The organism is Micromonospora sp. MH33 (genome assembly GCF_003013775.1).
Taxonomy (GTDB): domain Bacteria; phylum Actinomycetota; class Actinomycetes; order Mycobacteriales; family Micromonosporaceae; genus Micromonospora; species Micromonospora fulviviridis.
Window position 1 is genome coordinate 1 of sequence record NZ_MUYZ01000317.1, and the last position, 7,739, is coordinate 7,739.

Below are 7,739 nucleotides of genomic sequence, written 5' to 3' on the forward strand. Positions count from 1 at the left end.
GGTTGCGGCTCGCCGGCCTCATGGCGGTCGCCCCGCTGGGCTGGGAGCCGGACCGGGCATTCGCCCGGCTGGCCGAGGTGGTGGCGCGATTCCGCGCCGACCATCCCGAGGCGACGGTGCTTTCGGCGGGCATGAGCGGTGATCTGGAAATCGCTATCGAATACGGCGCGACACATGTCCGCGTCGGCAGCGCGTTGCTCGGAATGCGCTCCACGCTGCGGTAGCCTGACCGCGAAAGAAGCAAATTACATCAGTGTTGTTCAGGAACGGCGTTCCCGTAGCCGGGGGCCGTGGCGAGCGGACCGCGAATCGCTCGCCGGGGGATTGCCGATCCGGTCCGGTGGGCATCGTTGTCCACTCGTGATCAAGCGACACGGCACGGGGGCGCGTGCCGCACGGCGGACGGAAGGGCGCGGGGATGGGTGCACTGCGCAAGGCGGGGGTCTGGCTCGGTCTCGTCGAGGAGGACGATGAGCGGGCGTACGAGGACGGTGGCTACGACAAGGGTGGCTACCGCGAGTCGCGCTACCGGTCGAGCCGCTACTCGGAGGAGTTCGCCGACGAGGAGGACGACGAGTCCGAGGAGCCGCCGGCGACCCGTGGCCGGGTGGGCGACCGCGGCCGGCTGAGCGAGCGCGCGTCGAGCCGCGCGGCCGAGGCCGACCGGGCCGAGGTGGAGCGGCCGGAGCGGACCGAGCGGTCCAGCGTCCGGTCGATCACCCGCTCCGGCGCGGGGGAGACCTCCGGCGCGCTGACCTACCACACCCGCGACAACCTCGCCCTGGCGCCGCAGGCCCAGCCGCGCGAGCGGGCGGTGGTGCCCGAGGACGAGCAGCGCTACCAGATCACCACCCTGCACCCGACCACCTACCGGGAGGCGCGCACCATCGGTGAGCACTTCCGCGACGGCGTGCCGGTGATCATCAACCTCACCGAGATGGACGAGGCGGACGCCCGCCGACTGGTCGACTTCGCCGCCGGGCTCGCGTTCGGCCTGCGGGGTACGATCGAGCGCGTGACCAACCGGGTGTTCCTGCTCTCACCGGCCAACGTCCAGGTCACCGCGGAGGACAAGGCCAAGATCGCTGAGGGCGGCTTCTTCAGCCTGAGCTAGCCCGCACGACCGAGGGACGTCGCCTGCCGTGTTGTCGATCCTGTTCCAGGTGCTCTATCTGCTCCTGTATTTCTTCCTGCTCATCCTGTTGGCCCGATTTGTCCTCGGCGCCGTTCTGGCCTATGGTCGCCGCTGGCAACCGGGCCGGGGAGCATCGGCGGGACTCGAAGTCGTGTGGAGCGTCACTGATCCGCCCCTGCGCGCGTTGAGGCGTGTGATCCCACCGCTGCGGATTGGTACCGTGAGCATCGACCTGGCCTCCCTTGTGCTCCTGGTTATCCTGTTCGTGCTGATGGAGTTCGTGTTAGGGCAGCTGATCCACGCTTTTAGCTGATCAGCCTGCTTTCGCGGCCGCAACTGACCCGAGGAGTTTCGATGCCGCTGACCCCGGCCGACGTCCACAACGTCGCCTTCAAAAAGCCGCCGATCGGCAAGCGGGGGTATGACGAGGAGGAGGTCGACGCCTTCCTGGACGAGGTCGAGCGCGAGCTGGCCCGTCTGATCGAGGAGAACAACGAGCTGCGTGCCCAGGTGGAGCGCGGCGGTCGGGGCGGCGCTCCCGCCGGCCCCGGCGGCGATGCCCGGCTCGCGGCGGAGCTCAACGACGTCAAGGCCCAGCTGGACCGGGTGCAGCGCGACAAGGCGGCCGCCGAGCAGGCGGCCCGGGCGATGCAGGCCGAGCTGGAGCAGGTCCGCGCCCAGGGTGGCCCGGCCACCGCGGCGGACGGGGAGCAGCAGGCCCTGCGGGTGCTCATGATGGCCCAGCGCACCGCCGACGACCACGTGTCCGACGCCCGCCGCGAGGCCGACCAGCTGCTTTCCGAGGCCCGTTCCAAGGCCGAGGAGGTCACCCGCGAGGCCCGCGCCAAGGCCGACGCCCTCGAGCGGGACGCCCGCCAGCGGCACCAGGAGGCCATGGGCGGCCTGGACGCCAAGCGCACCGCGCTGCAGAAGCACATCGAGGAGCTCAAGCAGTTCGAGCGCGAGTACCGCACCCGCCTCAAGGCGTACCTGGAGAGCCAGCTGCGTGACCTCGACGGTCGCGGCCAGGGCCTGGAGGCCGAGATGACCCGCTCCGAGGGCAACCGTGCCGCCGGCGGCAGCAACGGCCTCGCCGCCGCCGGCCTCGCCGGCTCCTACGGTGGCGGCCGCGCGGGCTCGCTCGAGTCCGGCCGCTGATCCCGCCGTCGGTGGCCGTCCCCGGGGCGGCCACGGACCGCGCAGACCGACACGACGCGGCCGGGGGTGAGCCGTGATAGCCGCCAGCATCCTGCTCATCCTCGTCGCGGTCGTGCTCCTGGTGGCCGGGCTGGCCGGTGGGTCCAGCGCGCTGCTGATCACCTCAATCGCGGCCAGCCTGCTGGCCGCCGTCGCCCTCGTGGCGTTCGCCCGCCAGGCGGCCGCCGCCCGGGGCACGGCGGGCCGGGGGACCGGGCCGCGCCGCCGGACCGCGCCGACCGGCGCGTCCCACGACGAGTCGGAAGCCCCGGTCCCGCACGTTTCGTCGACGATCGGCACCGGTGGACCCGGGTGGCGGCAACCACCCGAGCCACCGGCGGCCGACCCGTTCGACCCGGCGACCGCTGCGTTCGACCCGGCAGCCGACCCGTTCGACCCGCGGGCTGCTGTGTTCGACCCGCAGCCCGAGCCCTACTCGCCGGCCCAGCCCTACTCGCCGGCCGAGCCCTACTCGCCGGCCGAGCCCTACTCGCCGGCCGAGCCCTACTCGCCCCCCGCACCGCGCGGCCCGTCGCGCGCAGAGACCGCGACGGACGCCCCGGCGCCCACCTCGCCGGCGCCGGACGGCCCGTTCGAGGGGGACCCGCCGGCCGAGGTCCTCTCCGCGGGGGAGGTCGCCCGGCTGGTCCGGCTCGACGGTGAGGTCCGGGTGGTCGACGGCCATCCCCGCTTCCACCTGCCCGACTGCCCCCACCTGGTGGGCCGGGTCGACGAGCCGCTGCCCGTCGCAGAGGCGGTCGGGCTGGGCTTCACCCCGTGTGCCCGCTGCGCACCGGCCACCACCCTGCTCGCCGAGGCCCGGCCGCACTGATCATGGTGACCATGGACGACACGCTCACCGTCGCCGTACGGGTGAAGCCCGGTGCCTCCCGGGCCCGGGTCGGCGGCCGGTTCGACGGCCCGCACGGACCGGCCCTGGTCATCGCCGTGAACGCGCCCGCGGTGGACGGCCGGGCCACCGAGGCGGCCCGCCGGGCCCTGGCCGACGCGCTCGGCGCCCGGCCGGCGGCGGTCTCCCTGCGGGCCGGCGCGGCCAGCCGGGACAAGCTCTACCTGATCGAGCACCCGGCCCCCGGGCTGCCCGACGTGCTCCGGCGGCTGCGCGACGGATCGGCCGGGTGAGGACCCTCCGGACCGGCCCCGCATGACGCCGGGGCTCGACGTCGCGCTACTGGTCGGTGCGGGCGTCCTGCTGGTCGCGGTGGGCGCGGTGCGCTTCTCCACCCGGCTCGGCGTGCCGAGTCTCCTGGTCTACCTGGCGCTCGGGGTGGCCATCGGCGAGGCCGGCCTGGGTATCCACTTCGACAACGTCGAGCTGACCCGGGTGCTCGGCTTCTGCGCGCTCATCGTGATCATCGCCGAGGGCGGGCTGAGCGCCCGGTGGAGCACCCTGCGACCGGTGCTCGGCCTGGCCGCCGCGCTCTCCACGGTCGGCGTGGTGGTCAGCATCCTGGTCGTCGGCGTGGTGGTGCACCTGCTGCTCGGCCTCGACTGGCGGCTGGCGCTGCTCTACGGCGCGGTGCTCTCGTCCACCGACGCCGCGGCGGTCTTCGCCACCCTGCGCCGGCTGCGCCTGCCGCCCCGCCTGGTGGCCACCCTGGAGGCCGAGTCCGGGATCAACGACGCCCCGGTGGTCATCCTGGTGCTGCTGCTGTCCCGGGCCGGGGTGGAGGCGGCCCACCCGTGGTGGTACGAGGTGCTCCTGGTCGGTTACGAGCTGGGCGCCGGCGCGGCGGTCGGGGTGGCCGCCGGGATCGCCGGCCGGTACGCGCTGCGCCGGGCCGCCCTGCCGTCCGCCGGCCTCTACCCGATCGCGGTGGTCGGCTTCACGGTGCTGGCGTACGCGGCCGGCTCGGTGCTGCACGCCTCGGGCTTCCTGGCCGTCTACGTGGCCGGCGTCCTGCTCGGCAACGCCCGGCTGCCGCACCGGCAGGCCATCCTGGGTTTCGCCGACGGGCTGGCCTGGCTGGCCCAGATCGGCCTGTTCGTGCTGCTCGGCCTGCTGGTCTCGCCGGGCCGGCTGGCCGAGGCGGTGCTGCCGGCCGTGGTGACCGGGCTGGCCCTGCTGCTGCTCGCCCGGCCGCTGTCGGTAGCGGTCTCCGCGCTGCCGTTCCGGTTCCGGGTGCGCGAGCAGCTCTTCCTCTCCTGGGCCGGGCTGCGCGGCGCGGTGCCGATCGTGCTGGCCACCATCCCGCTCTCGCTGCGGGTGCCGGGCGCCGACCGGCTCTTCGACGCGGTCTTCGTGCTGGTGGTGATCTTCACGTTGCTCCAGGCCGGGACCCTGGCGCCGGCGGCCCGCCGGCTCGGGGTGACCGCGCCGGCCGAGGCGGCGGAGATCCTGCTGGAGACGGCCCCGCTGGAGCGGATGCGGGCCGACCTGCTCCAGCTGGAGGTGCCGCCGGGCTCCCGGCTGGGCGGGGTGCACGTGGACGAGCTGCGGCTGCCGGTGGGCGCCTCGGTGACCCTGGTGCTGCGCGACGGGGTGGGCTTCGTGCCGGGCCTGGACACCCGGCTGAAGGTCGGGGACAGCCTGCTCATCGTGGCCACCGCGGAGGTGCGGGACGAGGCGGAGCGGCGGCTGCGGGCGGTGAGCCGGCGGGGTCGGCTGGCCCGGTGGTTTGGCGAGTACGGCGAGGACTGGACCGCCTGATCTGCTAGCGTTCCTTTTGCCCTAATTGGTGGCTGTTCGGGGCTGAAATGCGGTGCGACGGTGCGGCACGTTGTCGGACGCCTGTACGTTCCGTATTCTTGCCACCCTCCGGAGTGCGCGGCCCTGTCGCCGCGCGCCCGTTCTGTACATGGGGGACGCCGACGCCGGCGGTCCCCGCCCAGGCACGCTGACCGCCGCGGCACGCGGCTGAGGGAGCTGACGATGGCGAAGCCAGCCGACACCAGGACCGCCGGCCGCAAGCCGGTGGCGAAGGCCACCCGCAGCGCCGCGGAGACCGAGAAGATCCGGGCCGCCCTGGCGGCACGGCGGGACGAGCTCAACGCCGAGTACGATCAGACGCTGAGCGAGATCACCGAGCTGCAGCGCGACCGGCTGACCGACTCGGCCGGGGACGACCAGGCCGACACCGGCACCAAGACGTTCGAGCGCGAGCAGGAGATCTCACTCGCCAACAGCATCAAGGAGCGGATCACGCAGGTCGAGCGCGCGCTGGAGCGGCTCGACGAGGGTGGCTACGGCTGGTGCGAGCGGTGCGGCAACCCGATCCCGGTGGAGCGGCTCGCCGCGTTCCCGTCGGCCACCCTCTGCGTGAGCTGCAAGCAGCTGGAGGAGCGGCGCTGACGTCCGTTCCCCGGCGGCCGAACGGCAGACGGTGACCGCCACCGTCGCGAGCGTCGATGGGGAGCAGATGATCGCAGCACCGCCCGCCGGGTCCGGCACCGCCGGCCCGGGCACCGGCACGCCCCGCCGCAAGGCGACCGGCCTGCTGCTCGGCGTGGCCCTGACCTCGCTCGTCGCCGACCTGGTCACCAAGCAGCTCGCGCTCTCGGAGCTCACCGGGCGGGGGCCGGTGTCGTTGCTCGGCGGGGCGGTCTACCTCAGCCTGACCCGCAACAGCGGCGCCGCGTGGAGCATCGGCTCCGGCCACACCTGGGTCTTCCCGCTGATCACCATCGGCGTGGTCGCCTGGATCGCCTGGATGGCGTTGCGGCTGCGGTCGCTGCCCTGGGCCGTGTCGCTCGGGCTGGTGCTGGGCGGGGCGCTGGGCAATCTCACCGACCGGATCTTCCGCGCCCCCGGGCACTTCGTCGGGCACGTGGTCGACATGGTCAGCCTCTTCGACCCGTACGGGCAGGTCTGGCCGGTGTTCAACCTGGCCGACAGCTCGCTGGTCTGCGGCGTCCTGCTGGCGGTGTTCCTGGAGCTGACCGGCCGGCAGCGGGACGGCTCCCGGGCCACCGCCGAGCGGTCCGGCGACGAGACCCCCGCCGAGCAGCGGGAGCGCGCGTGACCTCCGCCTTCGCCGCCGGCGGCGACCACCGGTCCCTGCCCGTCCCGGACGGGCTCGACGGCATGCGGCTGGACCAGGCCGTCTCCCGGCTCTTCGGGCTGTCCCGGACGGCCGCGGCGGCGCTGGTCGACGCCGGGGACGCGCTGATCGACGGTGCGGTCCGGCCCAACTCGCACAAGGTCAAGGCGGGCTCCTGGCTGGAGGTCACGCTGCCCGCGCCGGCCGCCCCGCCGACCGTGGTGCCGCAGGCCGTGCCCGGCCTCACCGTGGTCTACGCCGACGACGACATCGTGGTGGTGGACAAGCCGGTCGGGGTGGCCGCCCACCCCAGCCCCGGCTGGACCGGCCCGACCGTCATCGGCGGGCTGGCCGGGATCGGCCACCGGATCTCCACCAGCGGCGCCGCCGAGCGGCAGGGCGTGGTGCACCGGCTCGATGTGGGCACCACCGGCGTCATGGTGGTGGCCAAGAGCGAGCAGGCGTACACCGCGTTGAAGCGGGCGTTCAAGTACCGCGAGGTGGAGAAGCGCTACCACGCCGTGGTGCAGGGCCACCCGGACCCGCTGCGCGGCACCATCGACGCGCCGATCGACCGGCACCCGCACCACGACTACCGCTGGGCGGTGGTCTCCGGCGGCAAGCCGAGCGTCACCCACTACGACACCATCGAGGCGTTCCCCTCGGCCAGCCTGCTCGACGTGCGGCTGGAGACGGGGCGTACCCACCAGATCCGGGTGCACTTCTCGACGCTGCGGCACCCCTGCGTGGGCGACCTCACCTACGGCGCCGACCCGACCCTGTCCGCGCGGCTCGGGCTGAGCCGGCAGTGGCTGCACGCGCGCTCGCTGAGCTTCCTGCACCCGCGCACCGGCGACGAGGTCACGTTCGTCAGCGAGTACCCGGACGACCTGGCCCGGGCGCTGGAGATCCTGCGCGACTGACCCGGCGATGACGACCGACACCCAGCCGCCGCGCCGGTCGCGCTCCGGCGCGCTCACCTGGCTCGCCCTGGCCTGCGCGCTGGTGGTGCTGGTGGTCGCCGTCGCGCAGCGGGGGGACCGGCCGGTGGGGGACCGCACGGTGGGCGAGGTGACCCGGGTCGGGGTGGCCGACGGCGACGCCGTTCCGGCCTACCTGCGCGCCGCCGCCGACGAACTCGCCCGGCTCGACGCCCGGGCGCCCGGCAGCTACGCCCTGGTCTCGTTCGCCGCGTACCTGACGCCGGCGCAGGTGGCCGTCGCGCTGGGCGGCGCTCCGGTCTCCGCGGTGGTGGCCCGGGTGCCGGTGCCCGGGCGGCAGACCGAGATCGTCCGGATCGCCGCGCTGCGCCTGCCCGACGACGTGGTCGCCGGGATGGCCGAGGTGGCGGGGCGCAAGGACCGGGAGGCCGCCGACTACCGGGCGCGCGCCGCCGCTCCGGCGGC

General features: G+C 74.3%; 9 protein-coding genes and 3 pseudogenes. All 12 read left to right on the top strand.

What is annotated here, in order from left to right:
* On the top strand, nt 1–224 hold a 224-nt coding region (locus tag B0E53_RS30660; protein ID WP_210406281.1), incomplete at its 5' end, for an alanine racemase.
* A 194-nt stretch (nt 225–418) separates the two neighbouring features.
* Nucleotides 419–1,114 carry a cell division protein SepF gene (gene sepF, locus B0E53_RS30665; protein ID WP_107079177.1) on the top strand — a complete coding sequence of 232 codons (696 nt, stop codon included), beginning with the start codon at nt 419–421 and terminating at the stop codon, nt 1,112–1,114.
* 28 nt (nt 1,115–1,142) lie between these two features.
* Complete coding sequence (locus tag B0E53_RS30670) at nt 1,143–1,448, top strand: YggT family protein (protein ID WP_107079178.1); 306 nt, start codon at nt 1,143–1,145, stop codon at nt 1,446–1,448.
* A gap of 41 nt (nt 1,449–1,489) precedes the next feature.
* Nucleotides 1,490–2,293, top strand: coding sequence for a DivIVA domain-containing protein (locus B0E53_RS30675; protein ID WP_107079179.1), 804 nt, complete (start codon nt 1,490–1,492; stop codon nt 2,291–2,293).
* Nucleotides 2,294–2,366: 73 nt separating this feature from the next.
* Nucleotides 2,367–2,669: pseudogene (locus B0E53_RS39830) on the top strand (hypothetical protein); the annotation flags it as partial.
* A 294-nt stretch (nt 2,670–2,963) separates the two neighbouring features.
* A pseudogene (locus tag B0E53_RS40465) lies at nt 2,964–3,162 on the top strand (hypothetical protein); the annotation flags it as partial.
* 13 nt (nt 3,163–3,175) lie between these two features.
* Nucleotides 3,176–3,475 carry a DUF167 domain-containing protein gene (locus B0E53_RS30685; RefSeq protein ID WP_210406282.1) on the top strand — a complete coding sequence of 100 codons (300 nt, stop codon included), beginning with the start codon at nt 3,176–3,178 and terminating at the stop codon, nt 3,473–3,475.
* 22 nt (nt 3,476–3,497) lie between these two features.
* Complete coding sequence (locus tag B0E53_RS30690) at nt 3,498–5,003, top strand: potassium/proton antiporter (protein WP_107079181.1); 1,506 nt, start codon at nt 3,498–3,500, stop codon at nt 5,001–5,003.
* 222 nt (nt 5,004–5,225) lie between these two features.
* Nucleotides 5,226–5,645 carry a TraR/DksA C4-type zinc finger protein gene (locus B0E53_RS30695; protein ID WP_091268039.1) on the top strand — a complete coding sequence of 140 codons (420 nt, stop codon included), beginning with the start codon at nt 5,226–5,228 and terminating at the stop codon, nt 5,643–5,645.
* A 67-nt stretch (nt 5,646–5,712) separates the two neighbouring features.
* Entirely contained in the window at nt 5,713–6,315 is a 603-nt protein-coding gene (gene lspA, locus B0E53_RS30700; RefSeq protein ID WP_107079184.1) for a signal peptidase II, read from the top strand.
* The gene (locus tag B0E53_RS30705; protein ID WP_107079182.1) at nt 6,312–7,256 is read left to right on the top strand and encodes an RluA family pseudouridine synthase; all 945 of its coding nucleotides are present in this window, start codon (nt 6,312–6,314) and stop codon (nt 7,254–7,256) included. Before lspA ends, B0E53_RS30705 begins: the two co-directional genes overlap by 4 nt.
* Before the next feature lie 7 nt (nt 7,257–7,263).
* Nucleotides 7,264–7,739, top strand: a pseudogene (locus B0E53_RS30710) (hypothetical protein); the annotation flags it as partial.

What these genes read in the sequence shown, in the direction of transcription:
- sepF (WP_107079177.1), top strand. Translation starts at nt 419, where the DNA reads ATGGGTGCACTGCGCAAGGCGGGGGTCTGGCTCGGTCTCGTCGAGGAG.
- B0E53_RS30675 (WP_107079179.1), top strand. Translation starts at nt 1,490, where the DNA reads ATGCCGCTGACCCCGGCCGACGTCCACAACGTCGCCTTCAAAAAGCCG.
- B0E53_RS30685 (WP_210406282.1), top strand. Translation starts at nt 3,176, where the DNA reads ATGGACGACACGCTCACCGTCGCCGTACGGGTGAAGCCCGGTGCCTCC.
- B0E53_RS30690 (WP_107079181.1), top strand. Translation starts at nt 3,498, where the DNA reads ATGACGCCGGGGCTCGACGTCGCGCTACTGGTCGGTGCGGGCGTCCTG.
- B0E53_RS30695 (WP_091268039.1), top strand. Translation starts at nt 5,226, where the DNA reads ATGGCGAAGCCAGCCGACACCAGGACCGCCGGCCGCAAGCCGGTGGCG.
- lspA (WP_107079184.1), top strand. Translation starts at nt 5,713, where the DNA reads ATGATCGCAGCACCGCCCGCCGGGTCCGGCACCGCCGGCCCGGGCACC.